This is a genomic window from Labrys miyagiensis, assembly GCF_030160835.1.
GTDB lineage: Bacteria > Pseudomonadota > Alphaproteobacteria > Rhizobiales > Labraceae > Labrys > Labrys miyagiensis.
Map to the genome: position 1 here is coordinate 1 of NZ_BSPC01000059.1, position 21,051 is coordinate 21,051.

19 protein-coding genes are annotated in these 21,051 nt (G+C 62.1%); 9 read left to right on the forward strand and 10 right to left on the reverse strand.

The features are described from left to right. Positions 1 to 447 precede the first annotated feature (447 nt). The 3 genes from QQL24_RS26185 to QQL24_RS26195 all read right to left on the reverse strand — a co-directional run bounded on the left by QQL24_RS26185 (position 448) and on the right by QQL24_RS26195 (position 4,844). On the reverse strand, positions 448 to 849 hold the full coding sequence (locus QQL24_RS26185) for a hypothetical protein (RefSeq protein ID WP_284315244.1): 402 nt from the start codon (positions 847 to 849) through the stop codon (positions 448 to 450). A gap of 98 nt (positions 850 to 947) precedes the next feature. Beyond that, complete coding sequence (locus QQL24_RS26190) at positions 948 to 3,353, reverse strand: arylsulfatase (protein WP_284315245.1); 2,406 nt, start codon at positions 3,351 to 3,353, stop codon at positions 948 to 950. A gap of 555 nt (positions 3,354 to 3,908) precedes the next feature. Beyond that, the gene (locus QQL24_RS26195) at positions 3,909 to 4,844 is read right to left on the reverse strand and encodes a hypothetical protein (protein ID WP_284315246.1); all 936 of its coding nucleotides are present in this window, start codon (positions 4,842 to 4,844) and stop codon (positions 3,909 to 3,911) included. A gap of 669 nt (positions 4,845 to 5,513) precedes the next feature. On the opposite strand from QQL24_RS26195, the gene QQL24_RS26200 reads away from it, so the two are divergent. Together QQL24_RS26200 and QQL24_RS26205 are read left to right on the forward strand one after the other, a co-directional pair. Further along, on the forward strand, positions 5,514 to 5,912 hold the full coding sequence (locus tag QQL24_RS26200) for a Crp/Fnr family transcriptional regulator (protein ID WP_284315247.1): 399 nt from the start codon (positions 5,514 to 5,516) through the stop codon (positions 5,910 to 5,912). 344 nt (positions 5,913 to 6,256) lie between these two features. Next, on the forward strand, positions 6,257 to 6,697 hold the full coding sequence (locus QQL24_RS26205; RefSeq protein ID WP_284315248.1) for a lipid-binding SYLF domain-containing protein: 441 nt from the start codon (positions 6,257 to 6,259) through the stop codon (positions 6,695 to 6,697). A 60-nt stretch (positions 6,698 to 6,757) separates the two neighbouring features. Here QQL24_RS26205 and QQL24_RS26210 read toward each other — a convergent pair whose 3' ends face one another. Further along, a complete protein-coding gene (locus QQL24_RS26210; protein WP_284315249.1) occupies positions 6,758 to 7,288 on the reverse strand; it encodes a dihydrofolate reductase family protein in 531 nt (176 codons plus the stop codon). Positions 7,289 to 8,039: 751 nt separating this feature from the next. Here QQL24_RS26210 and QQL24_RS26215 point away from each other — a divergent pair. After that, a complete protein-coding gene (locus QQL24_RS26215; protein ID WP_284315250.1) occupies positions 8,040 to 8,744 on the forward strand; it encodes a L,D-transpeptidase in 705 nt (234 codons plus the stop codon). Positions 8,745 to 8,914: 170 nt separating this feature from the next. On the opposite strand, the gene QQL24_RS26220 is transcribed toward QQL24_RS26215, so the two are convergent. After that, complete coding sequence (locus QQL24_RS26220) at positions 8,915 to 11,368, reverse strand: arylsulfatase (protein WP_284315251.1); 2,454 nt, start codon at positions 11,366 to 11,368, stop codon at positions 8,915 to 8,917. 12 nt (positions 11,369 to 11,380) lie between these two features. On the opposite strand from QQL24_RS26220, the gene QQL24_RS26225 reads away from it, so the two are divergent. Continuing rightward, positions 11,381 to 11,647, forward strand: a complete 267-nt coding sequence (locus QQL24_RS26225; protein ID WP_284315252.1) for a hypothetical protein — start codon at positions 11,381 to 11,383, stop codon at positions 11,645 to 11,647. Between the two features lie 313 nt (positions 11,648 to 11,960). Here QQL24_RS26225 and QQL24_RS26230 read toward each other — a convergent pair whose 3' ends face one another. The 4 genes from QQL24_RS26230 to hslV are packed head-to-tail and all read right to left on the reverse strand — an operon-like array spanning position 11,961 to position 13,396. Beyond that, positions 11,961 to 12,140: a hypothetical protein gene (locus QQL24_RS26230; protein ID WP_284315253.1), complete on the reverse strand. Its 180-nt coding sequence runs from the start codon at positions 12,138 to 12,140 to the stop codon at positions 11,961 to 11,963. A 38-nt stretch (positions 12,141 to 12,178) separates the two neighbouring features. Then, positions 12,179 to 12,322, reverse strand: coding sequence for a hypothetical protein (locus QQL24_RS26235; RefSeq protein WP_284315254.1), 144 nt, complete (start codon positions 12,320 to 12,322; stop codon positions 12,179 to 12,181). A 21-nt stretch (positions 12,323 to 12,343) separates the two neighbouring features. Further along, a complete protein-coding gene (locus QQL24_RS26240) occupies positions 12,344 to 12,748 on the reverse strand; it encodes a hypothetical protein (protein ID WP_284315255.1) in 405 nt (134 codons plus the stop codon). A 42-nt stretch (positions 12,749 to 12,790) separates the two neighbouring features. Next, entirely contained in the window at positions 12,791 to 13,396 is a 606-nt protein-coding gene (gene hslV / locus QQL24_RS26245; RefSeq protein ID WP_284315256.1) for an ATP-dependent protease subunit HslV, read from the reverse strand. 293 nt (positions 13,397 to 13,689) lie between these two features. Between hslV and QQL24_RS26250 the strand changes: the two genes are divergently transcribed. From QQL24_RS26250 to QQL24_RS26270, 5 genes are all read left to right on the forward strand, one after another. Beyond that, positions 13,690 to 13,986: a hypothetical protein gene (locus QQL24_RS26250; protein WP_284315257.1), complete on the forward strand. Its 297-nt coding sequence runs from the start codon at positions 13,690 to 13,692 to the stop codon at positions 13,984 to 13,986. Positions 13,987 to 14,558: 572 nt separating this feature from the next. Beyond that, on the forward strand, positions 14,559 to 16,073 hold the full coding sequence (locus QQL24_RS26255) for a sugar ABC transporter ATP-binding protein (protein WP_284315258.1): 1,515 nt from the start codon (positions 14,559 to 14,561) through the stop codon (positions 16,071 to 16,073). A 1-nt stretch (position 16,074) separates the two neighbouring features. After that, positions 16,075 to 17,130, forward strand: coding sequence for an ABC transporter permease (locus QQL24_RS26260; protein WP_284315259.1), 1,056 nt, complete (start codon positions 16,075 to 16,077; stop codon positions 17,128 to 17,130). 66 nt (positions 17,131 to 17,196) lie between these two features. Beyond that, positions 17,197 to 18,195: a substrate-binding domain-containing protein gene (locus QQL24_RS26265; RefSeq protein WP_284315260.1), complete on the forward strand. Its 999-nt coding sequence runs from the start codon at positions 17,197 to 17,199 to the stop codon at positions 18,193 to 18,195. A gap of 331 nt (positions 18,196 to 18,526) precedes the next feature. Beyond that, positions 18,527 to 19,687: an aminotransferase gene (locus QQL24_RS26270; RefSeq protein ID WP_284315261.1), complete on the forward strand. Its 1,161-nt coding sequence runs from the start codon at positions 18,527 to 18,529 to the stop codon at positions 19,685 to 19,687. 6 nt (positions 19,688 to 19,693) lie between these two features. Here QQL24_RS26270 and QQL24_RS26275 read toward each other — a convergent pair whose 3' ends face one another. Beyond that, positions 19,694 to 20,896, reverse strand: coding sequence for a hypothetical protein (locus QQL24_RS26275; protein ID WP_284315262.1), 1,203 nt, complete (start codon positions 20,894 to 20,896; stop codon positions 19,694 to 19,696). Positions 20,897 to 21,051: the final 155 nt, after the last annotated feature.

Consider the following 21,051-nt stretch of genomic DNA (forward strand, 5'->3'; position numbering starts at 1 on the left):
GCAAAAGAGCGCTGCGGCTGGCGTGCCGCCGGGATAAACCGGAATCAACCGGGGTGGGCGGAAGCGGCGGGCCAACCAGGATCCGGATCGGCCCGCCGGTGCTTCATTCCAGGCATGAGTAGGACAGGAAAGCATATGCTTGTCAAGATCTGTTCGTTTTATGTCCGAGAGAGCGTTTGAGGACGTTGAATTGTGGGAGAGCAATCCTGTGAGAAAGCTTCATCCCATCCAACCCTGTCGAGCCTGTCCTTCGTGGGCCTGTTTGAAGGTTCGGTTCAGCCAAGTGCGGACATTGATCCACGCGTAATCAAATGTCCGAAACTCTTCACGGTAACTGACCGGCCACTTTGAGCAAATGCTCCACAGCAGCAGACATTACCGTCTGTAGAATCCCACGTAGCTTCCGATCCAAAGCCGGCAAGTCCTGCAGCGACTGATGAGAGCACACTATGACTGGGCTTTGCTGGTCCGCCAGGTCACGATCAAACACCACAGCGAAGTCGTCGCGTGATAGAACACCGCTGGCCACAACAAGATGCCGGCCAGTTCCAGAACGAGGGCGGAATAGGCAAGCACGATCGTGGCCAAGCAATTGTAGAGCGTAACACCGACTAAGAGCCCGAGAGTGCCTTGCCTCCCTTTGTCGTTTCGCGCGTCCCAGCTTGTGGCGGCAACAGCGAGCAACGCAGCACCGCAAATCCGCCCGATCACTGGTGCCTCCGGCCCTACCTGCCTTGTCCCAAACAGCAGAGAAAGCAGGATCGTCGGCACCACGAGGAGCGCCAGTCCCGTCGCACCTTCGGCGATCGCAAACAGTGACAGAAGCTTGCCTCGATGGGCGATGTCCATGGCAAAGTGTCCCCGTGCCCCGGCCTGCGACGACTGCGAGTGTGTCCGGTGCGGGCCGGCTTACAGCCGACGGCCCGTACCGTGTCAGCCCTCGTGCATCAAGGCGCTGCAAGCTCTACCTTCAAGCTGCCCAGCTTGCCCGTGAAGGCAAACGGGGTCTGATAGTCGTTATCATCGACACCGGTTCCCGTGTCCGAGCCGACATCAAAGGTTTCGCTTGCCTCCAGAGCAAAGGGGATAGTGTGAGGGAAGGTCCCGCTGGCTGCTTCGGTGCCGTCGATCGTGATTGTGCCCTTCCCACCTTTGCCAAGGCCTGGCCCGTCAGACTTGAAGGCGAAGACGAGATTGTGCTTTCCAGGTGTCAGAGCAGCCGGGCACTCCACCCTTGGCCGGGCGAGGTCCAATAGGTCGTAGACAAAAACGGGCTTCCCCTTGAGCAGGTAGAAACCCCATCCGCCGAAACGCCCGCCCGCGGTTACAAGCATACCGCTGCCGCCGTCAGCGGGAACTTCGACATCGGCAGTGATCGTGAACGACTTGTTGAGGATGCTCGGCGCAGTCCCGAGAGGCACGCCGACGATGGGTCTGGTGTAGATGAAGTTGCTACGTCCGGCGACGATGCTGGGTCGGGGTAGAATGAACCGCGTCAAGGCCGAGGCGTCCAGTGGCAGCACCTGGTATTTCGTGGCTTCGACCCAGAACAAATCCTGCAACTCTTTCAGTTTGTCAGGATTGGCGGCCGCAACGTCATTGTTTTGCGTCCAGTCCTTGGTGAGGTCGAACAGCTCCCAGGTCACGCCGTTGACGATGTCTTTTGGCGTGGGAGCCGTGCCATTCCAGGGCTCCCGATAGGGCATTGTGGAGGCAATCCACCCATCATGGTAGATCGCGCGATTGCCGAACATCTCGAAATACTGGGTCGAGTGCTTCGATGGCGCATCGGCGTTCGCCTTGTCGAACGTGTAGGCCAGGCTCACGCCTTCGATCGGCGTCTGCGTGATCCCGTTGACCGTCTCGGGGGCGCGGATGCCGGTTACCTCCAAGATCGTCGGGACAATGTCGATGACGTGGTGGAACTGGTTGCGTATGCCACCCGCATCCTTGATGTGGCCTGGCCAAGCGATGGCCATGCCGTTGCGAATGCCCCCAAAATAGGAGGCGACCTGCTTGGTCCATTTGAAGGGCGTGTCGAAAGCCCAGGCCCAGCCGACCGCATAATGCGGATAGGTCAGCGCGGACCCCCAGGCGTCATAGAATTTGAGCTGGTCCTGGACGGGCACGTCGACGCCGTTGAAGAAGGTCATCTCGTTTGGTGTTCCAGCGGGGGAGCCTTCCGCGCTCGCGCCATTATCGCCGCTGATGAAGATAATCAGCGTGTCGTCGAGCTTGCCCATGTCCTCGACCGCCTTGACGACCCGGCCAATTTCATTGTCGGTATAGGCGAGGTAGGCTCCATAGACATCGGCTTGGCGGATGAAGAGCTTCTTCTCGTCAGCCGAAAGTGCGTCCCACGGCTTGAGAATCTTATCCGGCCAGGGTGTGAGCTGCGCGTCCTGGGGAATGACCCCAAGCCTTTTCTGGTTGGCGAAGATTTGGTCACGCAGCGCATTCCATCCCTGGTCGAAGAGATGCATGTCGCTGATCTTTTTGATCCATTCCGGGGTCGGGTGATGAGGCGCGTGCGTGCCGCCCGGTGCATAGTAGAGAAAGAAAGGCTTCTTGGGATCAAGCTGGTTGAGTTGATTGAGATAGTTGATGGCGTCGTCCGCCATGTCCGTTGTCAGGTTGTAGGTGGGGTTGTTTAGATAGGGATAGACGCGGGTGGTATTGCGGTAGAGGTCCGGTTGCCACTGGTTGGTCTCGCCACTGACAAAGCCGTAGAAATACTCAAATCCCATTCCGATGGGCCATTGATCGAAGGGCCCCGCCTGACTGGTTTGGAAAGATGGCGTGTTGTGATCTTTGCCGAACCACGACGTTGCATAGCCATTTGCTTTGAGAATCGTGCCGATCGTGTCTTTGTCCGCAGTGATGACACTATCGTAACCGGGATAGCCGGTCGACGCCTCGCTGATCACACCGAAGCCGACTGAGTGATGGTTGCGGCCCGTGATGAGAGCAGCGCGTGTGGGCGAACACAGTGACGTTGTGTGGAAGTCCGTGTAGCGCAGTCCCATATTCGCAATGCGGTCGAGCGTCGGTGTGGGAATGACGCCGCCGAAGGTGCTCGGGGCAGCAAATCCCACGTCATCCGTCAGGATCAACAAGATGTTGGGTGCACCCTTGGGCGGCACGACCTGCGGCTGCCAATATGGCGTCGACTGAAGCGCGTCGAGATTAACTCTGCCGCCGAACTGGCCTGGCGGCGGCGGGATCTGGCGGCCGTCGATGGTGGTCGTCGCGCTGGGTGTGCCGGGTGTTCCATTGGTGACCTGAGCTGACGCCCCTGTCCCGCTGATCGATAGGAGCGTGAGTGCAGTGCCTAGCAGTGCCACTAGTTTCATGACCAGTCCTCCCCCCTCGGGCACATTTTATCATGCGCCTGTTGAGAGTTTCCTCCTGAAAGCCTACTTGAGCAAGCTCTAACGAAGCTTATTCTTCGCGGGTGAAGATCTATTTGCTTTGATTTAAACCAGAAGTGTGCGGAGCCTGTCATCTACGACTTTCGTGAGCCAGAGTTTCAAAGAGCGAACGACCCTACCCACTCATGATAATCGGAGGCATCTCGTTGACGGAATGGCGGCTTCCGGGAAGCGATCAACTGCATCTGAACGGCAACGATGGGGCGCCAGCGGTTGTTCGCGGCCACGCGCTTGGAAGTCCGCAAAGGGCCAGAACCGGACTCATGCGCCGCAGCAAAGTCCGCCATTTGATCACCTCGTAGGATGGATAGCTACTCGGGCAACCCGCTTCGCGCGACAATCTCCCGTCGAGCCACCAGGGTTACCGGCGGGCGAGCCCTGCGCCAGCACAGGCGCTTCAATGGGGGCTCGGCATCAACGAACTGCCGGCGCCGACCGTGGCCTCAATGTGCCAAGGGATGCCGAGAACGAGCGCGCTCACCACGCGTTGAGGTCGCTGACGAGCTGCTTATCCAGGGCTAGGCTTTCCATGCCACTGGAAAGCAAAATACCGCCTCGGTCATGGTGTCCACTTCCCGGCATGTTGCGTTTGTGGTGCAGGAAGTGACCGACCTCGTGCGCCATCACGCCAATGAAGGCTTCGCCATAGTCGAACACGGGTGGATTGCCCTGGTCGACAACCACGCATACCTGCTCATCAGGCAGATATTCCCCAGCCGCCTCCGTCGCCATGGCATCATAGTCGCCGACGAGAAAGCAGGTGAGATGGGCGCCGCGCTGCTTGAGTGGCACGATTTCCTTTCGAAAATCATCGCGCGAGATTTTTGGCCCCAGGGCTTTCTGGACCGTGATCCATGAGGCATCGGCCGGGGTGAAAAAGATGTTCGCCTGGGCCCCGAACACCCAGTTCAACCGGGTGAGGAACCAGGGAGCGTCATCCGGCGTCCATTTCGTGGCGTTGATCACGTTGCCCGACTGATCGGGCTGCCTGAGGAATTTGAAGGCGATCGAGAAGTCCTTGCGCGGCATGATGGCGACCTCCAACCTGACACCCGTGCTGCCGCGCGTGGCTTTGAGTTCCGGAATACCGCCACCTTTGTGCGAGACCTTGAGGGCGCGCGCATTGCCCCCCGGCCGCCCGGCGCGATACAGCGCCGTACGCAGCCGCAGCAACTGATCGTCGCGCTCCTGGCTTCCCAGCTTCCCATAGCGCGTTTTGATGTAGTCCTGGGCGACGCTTTCGACCTGCTCGAACTGCACATCCTCGACCTTTAACCGATCGGGATCATAGGACAGGCCGACGTCCTTGCTGTCGCGGAGGCAGACCAGGTTGAAGCCCCCCTGAGGCACGATCATGAAGCTTTCCGCGGCGTAGACGCCAGAATGGTCCAGGAACTGAGCGAAGCTCGTCATCGGGTTCCCCAACCTCAATCCACGATGGTGTCGCGTCTGGTCCATCGCATCCGGGATAACCATCCGTGATCATCGCTGTCCGGTTGAACGAGCACGATAGCGGAAATTAGCTTCGCGAGCCAATGCACTTAGGTCGAGTTTGCCCCAGGCAAGGCTTGGAAGCTGACGCTCTGGAAGCCTGACTCAAAAAGTGTGGCGAAGCCAGGAAGGCGGCGGGAACGCCGTCATTGCGAGCGGAGCGAGGCAATGAAGGCTAAGGCTCCGCTCCTGGGCTGCAAAGTTAGCGCCCATGGATCCCTGGGCGGCATCTCCGTAGATGCGGAGCAGGATAACCTGCGCGCTCGACCATAGTGAAACTTCGACGGGGTTCTCGAAATCGAACGTTTAGCCACCGCATCGCCATCGCTGCGCCAGATGCAGGGAGCCATTTTCGAATTCGAGCTGCGTTTTCGCAGTGCTCCCAGTGACCCGGGCCAAGCCTACTTGGCCAATTCCGCCGACCGCTTGGTTCTACAACTGCAAGATGCATGGCCAGCGCGGCGCGTAAGTATCCATCCGCCAAAGTAGGTACGACAAATCTAACTTTGAATTGGAACGGAACCGATGATTACGATATGATGACTATGAGATGAAGTTTAGATGACAATTTTTTGGATAGGTGAGGCAACAATGAACGACCTTTCCTCGATGACTAGGCCTGTAGCGTCGCCTATCGATTTTCGTCAGCTTGCTCGCGGTCTGGGAACTGTCATTAACTATGGCGCTGGGGATGTTGTATTTCGGGAGGGCGACAACCCAAATTACGCCTATATTATTCTCAAAGGGGCAGTTGAAGTTAGTAGTCATGATAAAGTGATCGAGCGCATTACCGAAGGGCGAGCGTTCGGTATTGTATCGATGATCGACGGCAAACAACGCTCAGCTACGGCAAAGGCCATGGAGGCATCCGAAATTGCACTGCTCGATGCAAGGCAATTTCGATTTATGGTTGAAACGACGCCGAATTTCGTCTGGTATGTGCTGGCGGAAATCGTTGACCGGTTGCGGGCGACGAATTCCGCTTTGTAATCGGATTTGAGGCGCCCAAAACCCTTGACACGCCAGCTTTGGCCGAAGGCGGGTGTCATAAGGCTCCGCTGAGGTCGCCATCGCGCCAAGGGCGGGAATTGGCCTTCTGTCCGGAAACAGACCTTCGCCTACGCGCCCATGACAGGCGATCCTGAGTCAGTCGAGCGTTGGCAGCCACGAAGACTAGGTTTGCCATCCGCCTCGTCTCGTGGCGGCCTTCCCCAAGTCGGATTCAGGCCGCGTGCTTGGAACCAATGACGGACTAGACTGTTCAGCTCTGACTATGGCATGACGCTGACGTGCCCTCCTGGCTGGGTGAGCGGCAATCTTGAGAGACATGCATCATGAAGATTTCGTCGAGATTTCGTTCAATCGCGGCTGCGGTTATTGCTGCAGCAAGCATCAGCTTTGCCGGCTCCGCACATGCCGATAGCGGCACGATCCGCTTCGCCGTCTACAAGGCTGCCTTCTTTGTGGGTGGCTCCGGAGGCGAGGGCACGCTGACCTTCCACGGTCGCCGCTATCCCATCTCTATCGGCGGCATCTCGGGCGGCCTCGCCTTCGGGGCCTCCAAGACTTATTTCCAGGGTAGGGTGAGCCACATTCGCAGCGCCCGGGATGTGTCGGGGGTCTACGGTGCGGCAGGCGGAGGCGGCGCGGTCGTCAAAGGGGCCCAGGTGATCCTCATGACCAATGACAAGGGCGCCCAACTCGAACTCACAGGCAGGCAGATAGGCCTGCAGATCAACGTCGATCTCAGCGGTCTTGCCATCACGGTGAAGTAAAGGCCGTCGCTCCGTTCGTCATATCTGCAGTCGGCGCAGTTCGTCGAGCAGATCGCGTGATCAGGCCGGAACATAGGTCAGCCTGATCGCGTCCTCGCCAATTCGATCGCTGGCCACAAGGCGGAGCGGTGGCCGGGGACCGGCGAAGAATGGCTTGCCGCGACCAAGCACGACGGGATGGAAGTAGAGGCGATACTCATCAACAAGCCCAAGGTCGGTCAGGCTTTGCGCCAGGTCTGGCCCGGAAACAGCAATCTCCCCGACGAACTCGGCCTTCAGTCTGCCTACCACCGTCTCGATGTCATCCGAAATAAGCGTGGCGTTGGGGCCGACCGACTTCAACGAGCGCGACGCGACCCACTTCGGCTGGTTCCTCCACGCCGCCGCGAACTCGTGCTGTTCCGTACTCCACTCAGGACGGTCTTCGTCCCAATATCGCATCACCTCGTACATGCGGCGACCGTACACACTGCCGGCCAGGTCGCGCACATGCTCTATCCAGTGACGAAAGAGCGCGGGGCCTATCCGCATTTCCAGGTGGTCGACATAGCCGTCCAGGGACTGGTTCATTCCGAAGACGAGCTTCGCCATGCTGAAATATCTCCATCGCTGGGTCTTCAGAGCCTGACTCAAAGAGCGCAGCAGGTTCGAGAATGGCTCAATTTTTGTCATGCCCGGGGCTTGTCCCGGGCATCCAGACGCCACTTTTCAGGCCTTTGCGCCAGCCTGGATTGCCGGGACAAGCCCGGCAATGACAAAAAGTCGAGCTTCTCGCAATTTTTCGGTCAGGCTCTTCAGAATAGCCTGAGCCGCCGTTACGCGTAAGTGAGGCAGGGTACAACTCGGCCACGGAAAGCCGGGCGGATGAACCCGGGCCCCGCTGGCCGAAGCCGTGACCCGCATGATCCTGTCGACGCTCAGCTCGAGGTGAGACGGCCAGACCGCGTGGATGTTGCCGATTTTGGTGCATGGCAGCGCCGCGCAGCGAAGCAGGGCTCTGAATCGGGGAGATCGTCATTCCCACAACCAAACCGAAGGTTTGGTTGGATGACCGAAGGGAGACCCGGAATCCATGAACGCCATCCTATGCGGACTGTGTTCATGGATTCCGGCGTTCCCACTCACAAGCAAAGCTTGTGAGGATACGCTCCACAACCAAACCTCCGGTTTGGTTGTGGGAATGACGCCCCAGCCGTCCGCACCCTTGTTAACCCGAATTCGGAGCCTCGCGCGGGCTTGCCAATCGAGCCGTCTGAGGGCAATCTCCGCCCAGCAAAACGTTCGGCTGGCGCATCCCGATGGATTCTCCGGCCGGGCGACGAAACATGGGAACTTCGAGATCATGATCATGGACGGTGGGATTGCCGATACCGGCGAGATGGACGGTGCAGCTCGGCTTGGGTCAGGGCTTCTCAATCGCCGATCGTTCCTGGTCGGCTCCGCCGTCAGTCTCGGCGCGCTCGGGCTGGCCGGTTGCGCGACATCCGGCGGCATGAGCCAGGCCGAGGCGGCGAGGCTCTACGGGGCGATGCCCGAAGAGAAATTCCCGATCCCGGCGGTCGATGTCACCAAGATCGATCCGAAATATTATCGCCGGACGGTGCGCTACGACACCAAGGAAGCGGCCGGTACGATTATCATCGATCCCGGCCATTACTACGTCTACCGCATCGAGGGCGATGGGAACGCCACCCGCTATGGCGCCAATGTCGGCCGCAAGGGATTCCTGTGGAGCGGTGAAGCCTATGTCGGGCGCAAGGCCGAATGGGCAACCTGGACGCCGCCCAAGGAGATGATCGCGCGCCAGCCAGAGGCGGGCAAATATGCCGGCGGCATGCCGGGAGGCCTGGACAATCCGCTCGGCGCCCGCACACTCTATCTCTATCAGAACGGCAAATACACGCTCTACACGATCTACAGCACGAGAATAGCCCAGTCGATCGGGACCGGCGTTTCGAGCGGCTGCACCGGCCTGCTCACGCAGGACATGATCCACCTCTATACACAAACGCCGGTCGGGACGAAGGTGGTCGTCCTGCCGGCATAGGCGACGGGGTCGGCTCTCGGCCCGGGCGCCGCCGGTGCGGGCAGCGCAAGGAACGGGGCCGTTCGCTAGGACGTCCGGCTGAAGGGCCTGAGTCGGACCCAAAGCGGACAATGGAACTGCCGGGCCGGAAGGCGTGGGCAACCGGGGGGTGCCCACGCTCATGCTCGGGTTCAATCCTTCGCGATTGCGAGCTTGCTGCGCACAATCGCTTGATCGTTTGCGCCAAGCTGCATTGGTCCCAGCTTGAACGTGACCTTATCAAGCGTGCCAGTGAAGGCGAATGGCACTTGATAGTCGTCGTCATTCACCGAGCTACGCGTATCGATGCCAACGTCGAAGGTCTCGTCGATGGTTGCAAGAAATGGAGTGCTGTGAGGAATTTGCTGGCGGGCGACTTCCTTGTCATCCACCTTCAAGACCCCAGTGCCTCCCTTGCCAGCGCCCGGACCGTCATATGTGAAGTCAAAGACGATCGAGTGCTTGCCGGGTGTGAGTGCGTCCTGGCCTTCCCACCGGAAACGCTCAAGGGCCAGAAGGTTGTAGAGAAATACGGGCCTGCCTTTCAGCAGATACAGACCGTAGCCGCCAAACCGGCCACCGAGCGTGGCAATCATGCCCTCCGCGCCCCCGGCTGGAACATCAACCTCGGCTGTGATGGTGTATGACTTCGTCAGAATGTCAGGGGCTGTGCTGGAAGGTATGCCCGAGACCTGCCCGGAGTAACTGAACGTGTCTCGACCCGCGGTCGCGCTTGGTCTGGGAGCCAGGATACGTTTGAGGACGTCGTTATCGAGCGGGAACACATTGTACTTTGCCGCCTCGACAAGGAACAGTTCTTGAAGCTCGCGCAGCTTGTCGGGATTCTGGGCGGCGATGTCGTTGCTTTCCGAATAGTCCTGAGTGAGGTTGTACAGTTCCCACTTGTAGCCATTGATCACGTCCGGCATCTGGCCGAGGCCCATCAGCCACGGGGGAGCCGGCGGTGTCGTGGCCGCGATCCAACCGTCGTGATAGATCGCGCGGTTTCCGAACATCTCGAAATACTGGGTCGTACGAGTTGAGGGCGCATTGGCATTTGCCTTGTCCCAGGTATATGCCATGCTCACGCCTTCGATCGGCCTTTGTGCAATCCCCTTTACCATCACCGGTGCTTGCACGCCGGTCGCCTCAAGGAGCGTCGGCACGATGTCAATCATGTGATGGAACTGTGATCTGATACCGCCCGCGTCCTTGATGCGAGCGGGCCATGCCATCGCCATGCCCTGGCGGGTGCCGCCAAAATGTGAGGCAACCTGCTTGGTCCATTTGAATGGGGTGTCAAAGGCCCACGACCAGGCCACCGACATATGCGGCTGGGTTACGCTCGAGCCCCAGACGTCATAAAACTTCAACTGATCCTTGACGGGAACGTTGATGCCCTGGATAGCGGCCAGGTCGAACGGCGTACCGATCGTAGACCCCTCCGCACTCGTACCGTTGTCGCCCTCGATATAGATGACGAGCGTATTGTCGAGCTTGCCCTCGTCCGCGACTTCTTGAATTACCCTCCCAATCTCATGGTCGGTGTAGGCGACGTAGGCTGCATAAACCTCTGCCTGGCGGGCAAACATCTTTTTATCATCAGCAGAAAGCGTATCCCATTTGGGCAGGCTATCCGGCCACGGCGTCAGCGCGGTAGTCGCCGGGATCACGCCGAGCCTTTTTTGGTTGGCGAAGATTTGGTCGCGCATCGCGTTCCAGCCCATGTCGAACTTGCCCTTGAATTTCTCTATCCATTCGGGTGTCGGCTGGTGCGGAGCGTGCGTGCCGCCGGGCACGTAATAAAGGAAGAACGGCTTGTCCGGTGAGCTGGCGTTGGTTTGCTTCAGATAGTCGATGGCGTTGTCCGCCAGGTCGGTTGTCAGGTTGTAACCGGGCTTGCCGATCCACGGGAAAACCTGTGTCGTGTTTTTGAAGAGGTACGGCGTCCATTGGTCTGTCTCGCCGCCCATAAAGCCGTAGAAATAATCAAAGCCCATGCCTACCGGCCATTGGTCGAACGGCCCCGACAGACTGTACTGAAAGCTTGGCGTGTTGTGGTTCTTGCCGAACCACGATGTGGAAAAGCCGTTATCCTTCAGAATTTCGCCGACGGTGGCGTTCTCCGGACCGATGACGGAGTCATAGCCGGGATAGCCGGTCGACTGCTCTGTGATGACGCCGAAGCCGACCGAATGGTGATTGCGCCCCGTGATCAAGGCCGCACGCGTCGGCGAGCAAAGGGCCGTCGAGTGAAATTCCGTGTAACGCAGTCCCGCATTCGCGACCCGATCCAACGCAGGCGTCGGAATGACGCCACCGAACGTCCCGGAAACGCCGTAGCCAGCGTCGTCTGTCATGATCAGCAAAACGTTGGGAGCCCCCGCAGGAGGGACCACCGTCGGCGGCCAATACGGCTTCGATGTCGTCGCGTCGAGATTGATCGTTCCCCCGAACGGCAGCGGAGGGCTCGGAATGTAGCGCCCATCGATCGTTTGAGTGGCGCTCGGCTCGCCAGGCGTACCGCTTATGGTTTGCGCGTGGGCCGCGACACTGCAAAGTCCGGATGAGATTAGAAACGCGGATAGCAATTTACGCGAATTCATGACGTTTCCCCTGTGCTTTCTACGACGGCATTAGACCTCGAAAAGTCCCGTTTTGTAGGCATGGTCGGCAACGTGATCTGCGGTTTGGCTGTCGCCCAGAGTCGTTTTGCTCCAGCGCGACACTACATCCAAACATTGACGAAATATAAACATACAATTTATACGCACGAGACTCAATGGAAGAAAAAAGAACTTCTTTTACTTAAAGTACTGCGCAACGTTGGCGAGGCGTTTTCCCGCTTGCAAGTGTCGTTCCAATTCAGCCTGTGGCAGCTTTAGAGTAAATCTTAGCGCCGCAGTGTTCCGGTCATGGACGCCCTGGCGGCGTATGTCCGCTTCTGGATGCCAATCCGCCTCGGGAATGACTGCTTCGGGTCAGATCCGGACCAGGCAGCGAGAAAGTCGAATATCTGCTGGAGGCCTTGGCGCTATCGGCCTTTGGTCTGCCGTCGGCCGTATTTGGGTGCTCCGGCGTCGTGGGCTGAAAGGCGCCTGCTCGGCAAGTCCCTGAGCGGCTCGTTCAAACGAATGTCCACCTCCGCCAAGCCGCCCTTCGCAAGGCGCGCGCGCCGCCCCACCTCTGCACCCCGCTCTACTTCCGCCGCGCGTTTTCGAACAGCTCCTCCAGCGGGTCCACGAAGGAGCCGCCGAGCAGGGGATAGGCGATGAGGAAATAGAGCAGCTTGCCGAGCGTGAGGAAGCCCACCCATTGCAGCACCACCATCGGGAAGGGCGGGTCGAACAGGCCGAAGCAGAGGAGGGCGCTCAGCACTAGAGCAAAGCGCGTTTAGGCGCAAACGATGCTTTGCTCTAACTCTTTGTTTCGACGCGTCTTTGCGATTCTTGGTGATTCGATCTGAAGGCAAAACGCACCAGCGTGGCGAGCAGCACCACGGCGTGGACCAGGAGCCTGGTCGCCGTGGGTTGCGCGCTGATGTCCAGCATCGGCTTCATGCGTCCCTGCCGGATCCGGCCTCAGCTCTTCCTCTTGCCTTCCTTGATCGCCGCGGCCTCGGGCGCCCTCTCGGCGACGCAGGCGTCGTAGTCCGCCTGGCTGGAGACCCGGCCCGCGGCCTGGCAGGCCGACTCGGCCTCGACATAGTCGGACTCGGTCTTGATGCAGGCATCACCCTTCGGCGTGCCGGCCTTCATGCCCTTGCGGCTGCAGGTTTCGCTGCCCATGCTGAGCGCACCTTCATGCCGTATGCAGGTCACCATGGCATCGCTGCCCGCAGCCACGCCCTTGGCCTCGCACTTCTTCTGGAACGGGTTGGTGGTGGGAAAGCTCTCCTGCTTGTCCTGCGCGCAGCTCGCCAGGGCGAAGGCGGCGAAGACGAGGGGAATGCTGATTTTTGCGAAGGACGTTCTGGCAAAAGACATGAGCAGCGCCACCACCTTTTCGTTGCGTATGGCCGACTTCTATCAGAGATCGATGCTCTCGATCACCAGATTATGATTGGTATAGACACAAATATCTGCCGCGATCGCCATGGCCTTGCGCACGATCGCTTCGGCATCCGCATCGGTATCGACCAGCGCGCGGGCCGCGGCGAGGGCATAATTGCCGCCCGAACCGATGGCCATCACCCCGCCTTCCGGATCGAGCACGTCGCCGGTGCCGGTGAGCACCAGGCCGACCTGCTTGTCCGCCACCAGCATCATGGCCTCCAGCCGGCGCAGATAGCGGTCGGTGCGCCAGTCCTTGGCGAGCTCCACGCAGGCCCGGGTGAGCTGGCCGGGATATTGCTCGAGCTTGGCCTCGAGCCGCTCGAACAGCGTGAAGGCATCGGCCGTGGCGCCGGCAAAGCCGGCAATGACGTCGCCCTTGCCAAGCCGGCGCACCTTGCGCGCATTGCCCTTGATCACCGTCTGCCCGAGGCTGACCTGCCCGTCGCCCCCGATCACTACCTTGCCGCCCTTGCGGACCATCAGGATGGTGGTGGCGTGGAAGGGCGAACGGGGCCCGCTGTCTTGGCCGGAGCTGTACGGGCCGGACTGGTTGTCGAAATTCATGGAGACCTCACTCATGCTGGTCTCTATCTAGGAGGTCGGTTGGAAAACGCAAATGCCTGCTTCCGGGAGCGCACCGCGCGCTTCCCGGCCTATCCTCGGGTGCGCCGCCAAGGCTCGGACGCGCGTGCCGTCACGAGCGGTCTCGCCATGCCTGTTTTCCGAGCGTAATTGGCGTCTCCGGCTCCGGATTTTATCTCGCGCTAAAGTTGCGGACAGGCCTCCAGTTGCGTTATGCTGACGTAAGAGCACCAAAGAGGACCTCGAACCCGGGAGGTTCAAACATGGCGGAGCGGGCCGCGATACGCTTGGTGGTTATGGCCGTCATCGTCCTGCTATCGGCGTCGATATTTTCCACCGCGCCGGCGACGGCCCGGCTGTTGCGCAATTGCAGTGGCCCGGGCACCGAGGCGTGGCAGGGCTGCTGTGCCGGCCAGGAAGGCAAGACGTTCTGGCAGCGTTTCTTTGCCGGACCCTGCACTCTCGCCCGAGGCGACATCGGCGGACGTGACAGGGCCTTGGGGGCTTCGGCGATAAGCCCACCCACGCACGAGCGTGGCGGCTCCACGGGCGGCGTCGTCAACCAGCCGCAACCGAGCGAGCCCTGATCCGACTGCGAGACCCGGCTGAAGATAAGGTGCCGCACACCCGGCATCATGGCCCGCTCGATCACGCGGGCCCGGCACGCATCGCCTGCACCGGCGGGCGGAACGCGAAGGGCAATTCCTCGACGGCCTGAACCCATGGCAATTGGATGAAGGCTTTTATGGTCATCCCGTGCGCACTGAGCCACGCAGTGGTGCGGTGCAGTCAGACCAAACGATTGTTTGGTCCGGGGATCGCGCGAGGAGAAAGCGCCTTTTCTGCTTGCGATCCCGGATCTGCGAAGCGGCATTGCACGCCGCATCGCAGATCCGGGATGACTTTCCGCTCTTCATCCGATCGCCCTGCGATCGCCCCACTTCCACGCAGCCGACGGATAAAAAATAGATTGTGCGCGGCGCGGAGTGGTGTAAAACAGAGATAATGTCAACGACACTTAATTAATAAACCAGCCCAAGGATAGAGCAGCTTTCCGGAGCCAATAGTTCCGGATGCTTGTGTGCAGCTATCAGACCTGACTTGACCATGCCGTGGCTCTGGCCGCGATCTTATAGCTGTGTCGTGTATGGGGGGATGAGTGAGCACGCCGTTGCTGACCATGACTGCTGTCACCAAGCATTTCGGAGGCGCTCAGGCCCTGCGCGGCGTCGATTTTGAGCTGCGGGCCGGCGAGATCCATGCGCTGCTGGGCGAGAACGGGGCCGGCAAATCCACCCTGATGGGCGTATTGGCGGGCGTGCATGCGCCCGATAGCGGCAGCATGGCGATCGACGGCAAGCTGGTGCAGTTCGCCAGCCCCCGCGAGGCGCAGGCGGCCGGCATCGCCACCATCTTCCAGGAACTCGACCTGGTGCCCGGCCTCGATGTCGCCGCCAATCTCTTCCTGGGGCGCGAGATCGTAAGGCCCGGCGGTTTCCTCGACAGGGCGGCCATGCGGGATGAGGCCCGGCGCCGCCTTGCCGATATCGACGTCGACATCGACGCCGAGCGGAAGGTGGGCGATCTTTCCATCGGCCAGCGCCAGGTGGTCGCCATCGTCAAGGCGCTGTCCTATGCCTCGCGCGTGCTGATCATGGACGAGCCGACGGCGGCCCTCACGGCGGGCGAGGTCGAGCGCCTGTTCGCCATCATGCGCCGGCTGAGCGCCAGCGGCGTCGGCATCGTCTATATCTCGCACCGGCTGGAGGAAGTGCCGCAAATCGCCGATCGCGTCACGGTGATGCGAGACGGCCTGGTTGCCGGGACGACGGCGGCCGATGCGCCGCAGTCCGAACTCGTGCGGCTGCTGGTCGGCCGCCCGCTCGACGAACTCTATCCCCCGCGCAGCGCCGCGGTGGGCCCCCGGCTTCTCCATCTTGAAAACGCCAGTTTCCGTCCGAAGCGCCAGCGTGCCGGCTGGCAGGTGCCGTCGGGCCTGTCGCTGGATGTGCATCGGGGCGAGATCGTCGGCCTCGCCGGCCTGATGGGCGCCGGGCGTACGGAGCTGCTCTCCGCCCTCTACGGCACCGGGCTTGCCGGGCGCTGGGAAGGCACCGTCGAGATCGAGGGCCGCGCGGTGAAGCTCGACTCGATCCGCGCCGCGCGCCGCGCCGGCATCGCCTTCGTCACCGACGACCGGCGCGGCAGCGGGCTGATGCTGCGCATGGGCGTGGGGCGCAACCTCGTGATGTCGATCCTCAAGCGCGTGTCCCCCAACGGCTTTTCCTCGGCGGCGCGCGAGGCGGTGGCCGTGCTGAAGGCGTTCGGCCAGTTCGACATCAGGCCGCGCAACCCGGATATCGCTGTCGGCGCGCTGTCGGGCGGCAACCAGCAGAAGGTGGTGCTGGCCAAGGAGATCCTCGGCGAGCCGCGCCTGCTGCTGCTCGACGAGCCGACGCGCGGCGTCGATGTCGGCGCCAAGGGCGAGATCTATGCCCGCTTGCGCGATCTCGCCCGCCAGGGGCTCGGCATCCTCGTCGCCTCCAGCGAAATGCCGGAGCTGATCGGCCTGTGCGACCGCATCATCGTGCTCAGGCAAGGGCGCGATGTCGCCGAGTTCAAGGGTTCCGTCGACGAACACACCGTGCTTGCCGCGGCGAATGCAGGGAATTGAGATGACCGACGCCAAAGCATCAGCTCCCGCCCAGCCCGGCCAGACCACGGCGCCAGCCAGCAAGCGCGATCCCCTGGCGCTGGTCGTGCGCTTCCAGAGCCTGATCGGCCTGATCCTGGTGGTGATCGGCGGCATCATCTTCTCGCCGCGCCGCCACGGCCAGATCCTCTTCCTCGCCCCCGACAACATCGCCAATATCGTGCGTGCCGTGTCGGAGACCGGCATCATCGCCATCGGCATGACCTTCGTGATCATCACCGCCGGCATCGACCTCTCGGTCGGCGCCCTGCTGGGCCTCTCCAGCGTGGTGACCGCCACGATGATGATCAACTCCGGCTTCGGCCTGGTGCCGGCCATCCTGCTGGTGCTGGCGATGGGCATCGCCTTCGGCGCCATCCAAGGCGCCATCTCGACGCGCTTCCGCCTCGAGGCCTTCATCGTCACGCTCGCCGGCCTGCAGGCGGCGCGCGGCCTCGCTCTCGTGGTCTCGGGCAACCAGTATATCAACATTTCCTATGGCGACGGGCCGGGCCTGGCGCCGCCGGTGTTCTCGATCCTGGGCGACCGCCTGTTCAACAATGTCGTGCCGGTCGCCACCATCGTCTTCGTGGTGTTCGCGGCGATCGCCACGGTGGTGCTCAACACCACGCGCTTCGGGCGCTACGTCTTTGCCGTCGGCGGCAATGAGCGAGCGGCGCGGCTCTCCGGCGCGCCGGTTTCGGGCGTGAAGATCGCCGTCTACGCCATCACCGGCTTCGCCTCGGCGCTGGCGGGCATCGTGCATGCCGGGCAGTTCAACTTCGGCAGCGCCAATGACGGCGCCGGCTATGAGCTGACCGCCATCGCCGCCGTGGTGATCGGCGGCACCAGCCTGTTCGGCGGCTCGGGCTCGCTGGTCGGCACGGTGGCCGGCACCATCATGCTCGGCGCGCTCGCCAATGTGCTCCAGCTCAACAACATCACCCCCGCCATGCAACTGCTCGCCACCGCGGCGATCATCGTGCTGGCGGCCGTGCTTCAGTCCCTCGTCCGTCGCCGCGAGGGCCTGATGCGTTGAAGGCAAAGGCGAATTTGGGAAGATGGTCCACTCGATAGTCAACACGATATAACAGGAGGAAACAGTATGAAGGCAACACGCAGAACCGGCCTGACGAGGGCCGCCTCATGCGCGCTGATGGCAGGCGCGCTCGTCGCCTTGTCGGGAGCCGCCTATGCCGCCGATCCGCTGGTCAAGGCTTGCGCGAAAAACGGCGAGTTCGTCATCGGCTTCTCGCAGGCCAACAATGCCGAGCCCTATCGCCAGCATGTCAATGACGAGCTGACGGCCGCAGCCAAGGCGGCGCCGCAATTCACGCTGCAGATCGCCGACGGCGCCGGCAATGTGAACACGCAGACCTCGCAGGTCGACAATTTCATCACCCAGAAGGTCGATCTTCTCCTGATCTCGCCCTTCGAGGCCTCGCCCCTGACGCCGGCGGTGCAGCGCGCCATAAAGGCGGGCATCCCCGTCATCGAGCTCGACCGCAAGACGGTGGGCGATCCCGGCAAGGACTACACGGCCTTCATCGGCGGCGACAATTACAAGATCGCCTTGGAGGCCGGCAAATACACGGCCGACAAGCTCCTGCCGGATGGCGGCCAGGTCGCCGTGCTGGAGGGCCTGCCGAGCTCGACCCCCGCTGTCGAGCGTCTCAACGGCTTCAAGGATGGCGTGAAGGGCAACAGCAAGATCGAGGTGGTGGCCGAGCAGGCTGCCGACTGGCTGCCGGACAAAGCGCAGACCGCCTTCGCCGCCATGCTGCAGGCCCATCCCGACATCAAGATGGTCTATGCCAGCAATGACATGATGGCGGCCGGCGCCCGCCTCGCCGCCAAGGGCGCGGGCAAGGAAGGCCAGATCAAGATCATCGGCACCGACGGCCTGCCTGGCCCCGCCGGTGGCATCCGCGCCGTGGCCGAAGGCGAATGGGCGGCGACCTTCACCTATCCCACCGGCGCCAAGGAAGCGATCGAGATGGCCAAGTCCATCCTGCTCGATTGCGCCACCGAAGTGCCGCCGAACGTGACGGTGGCGACGACGGCGATCACGCCGGACAACGCCAAGAGCCTGATGGGCAATTGAGGAGAGAGGCAAGAGGCAAAAAGTAGGGCGCGGGTAGCCTCCCCCACGAAGCTGGGGGAGGTGGCCGAACGAAGTGAGGTCGGAGGGGGTGTGGTCAGAATTGAACAAGGGAAACACCACACTCGGCTGACATTTCCTCTGCCTCACCCCGCCCACACCCCCTCCGTCATTGCTTCGCAATGCCCAGTGACAACTTCGCACGCGAAGTTGTCACGGATACCCCCAGCTTCGTGGGGGAGGCTCCCGCGCCCATTGCCTCAGCACACACCTTGCGCAAGCGCGCGCGCCTGACGTACGAGGAAAGCCGGCCGCCGGGAGACGCAGCGCCCCCATGAACAGAATCTTCGCCGACCTCAAGACCAGCGTCTTCGAGACCATGTCGCGGCTTGCCCGCGAGCATGATGCCATCAATCTCGGCCAGGGCTTCCCGGATGGGGCTGGCCCCGAGGATGTCAGGCAGAAGGCGGCGGAGGCGGTGGTCTCCGGCTGGAACCAGTATCCGCCCATGCTTGGCCTGCCGGAGCTGCGCCAGGCGGTGGCGGCGCATTACCAGCGCTTCCAGGGCCTTGCGCTCGATGCCGACAGCGAGATCATGATCACCTCGGGCGCCACCGAGGCCATCACCGACGCGCTGATGGCGGTGGTCTCGCCGGGGGACGAGGTCGTCCTGCTCCAGCCGATGTATGACGCCTATCTACCGCTGGTGCTGCGGGCCGGCGGCGTGCCGCGCTTCGTCACGCTGCAGCCGCCCCATTGGCGCCTGACCCGCGAGGCGCTGGAGGAGGCCTTCACGCCCAGGACGCGCGCGGTGCTGTTCAACAATCCGCTCAACCCGGCCGCCGTGCGCTTCTCGGACGGGGACCAGGCGCTGCTCGCCGAGTTCTGCGTGCGCCACGATGCCATCGCCATCTGCGACGAGGTCTGGGAGCATGTGATGTTCGACGGCCGCCGGCACCGGCCCCTGATGAGTTTCGAGGGCATGCGCGAGCGCACCGTCAAGATCGGCTCGGCCGGCAAGATCTTCTCGCTCACCGGCTGGAAGGTCGGCTTCGTGATGGCGGCGCCCGATATTCTCAGGGTGATTGCCAAGGCGCACCAGTTCTTTACCTTCACCACGCCGCCGAACCTGCAGGCGGCGGTTGCCTATGGCCTCGGCAAGGACGACGCTTATTTCACCGGCATGCGAGCCGACTTCCAGCGCTCGCGCGATCGCTTCGCCGCCGGCCTTGCCGATCTCGGCTTTGTCACGCTGCCCAGCGAGGCGACCTATTTCCTCAACATCGATCTCGCCGCCAGTGGCATCGAGGAGGGCGATGTGAGCTTCTGCCAGCGCCTCGTCCGGGAGCGCAAGGTGGCTGCCATCCCGGTTTCGGCCTTCTATGCCGAGCATGCCGTGACCTCGGTGATCAGGCTCTGCTTTGCCAAGCGTGACGCGACGCTCGACGCCGCGCTCGCCAACCTCAAGGGGCTGATCCCCACGCCCGCCCAGTGAGCCCTTTCAATCCCGCCGGCGGCGGGCGCCGAGACGGGCGAGGAAGGCGAGCGAGACGGTGGTGAGGCCGAGCGCCATAAGCCACCAGGTCTGCCAGGCGGCCAGCCCCGCGAACATCTCCACCAGGGCGGTGGCGCAGACCGCCAGCGCCGCCGGCGTCGAGCGGTCGTCGTCCCGGTCCATGCCGCGGAAGGTGAACCAGACCGCGATGCCCGCCAGGATGACGCCGACGGCGCCGAGCTCCAGCCAGATCTGCAGGGCGGCGTTGCGGGGCGACGTGAGGATCTGGCCACCGACGCCGCGGGTGAGGGCGGAGCTGGCGTCGAAGCCGTAGCCGGCGATCAGATGGGTCGGCAGGCTGTAGGTCACGTCGCGCCAGATGGCGACGAGATGGTCGCCCTCGGCCGGCAGCAGGAAGCCGCCATAGCGGGCCATAAGCCAGCCGATGAGAGGCGCCAGGACCAGCAGGGCCAGTGCGCCGATGCCGACGAGGCGGGCGGCGAGGCGCGGGCGCCAAAGCGCCACCATCATCACCAGGATGCCGGTGATGAAGGCGGCGAGCACCACCAGATTATGCACCAGCCACAAGGCGAGGATCGTCACCAGGCACATTAGCACGGCTTGCCAGCTGCGTCCGCGCGCCAGCACGGCGCCGACCGCCGGCCAGATCAGCAGCGCCAGCAGCATGGCGGCGCGCACGCTTTCGACATCCTCGCTGCCGACTTCACCGATGTCCCGTAGCGGCGAAAAGGGCAGGAATTCCAGCGCCAGCGCCACCGCGGCAATGGAGACACCGATCGGAATGAGGTTGACGTCGCTGAAGCGTACATTCGCCTTCAGGCAGGAGATGGTGACGGCGAACAGCAACACGACGAGCAGGACGCCGGGCAATTGACCGGCTGCAGCCGAAGGCCGCGGCGTCCAGAAGATGGTGACCGCTGCCCAGATCATCAGAAGGAAGAGCGCCAGCGTCTCATAGGAAAGCAAGGAGCGGCTGAGCCGGCGCAGGGCCGTCGGCAGGCGGCCGTCGAGGGCGGCGGCCAGGATGAGCAGGGCGGTGGCGATCGGCACGATGATCGCCACGGCATGGCGGGAGAACATCGCGAGGAGAGGCGCGAAGATCACCAGCAGGAACAAGCCCAGCCGGGTGAGTAGGCCCGAAACCGCGAGCGCGGGATCGAGCGGAGCTTCATAGGCGCGCCGTTCCATCGCCTCGTCCTCAACACAACACGCTGTAGCTATGGAGGAAGCCTCCCGGAGCGTCCATGACGAAAAAGTCACACTATGGTTAAAATCGTACGCGGCTAAAGATCTGCGAACCAATCCCAGAGCCTTATTCGGGGCGCAGCCGGAGGCGCTTGCCC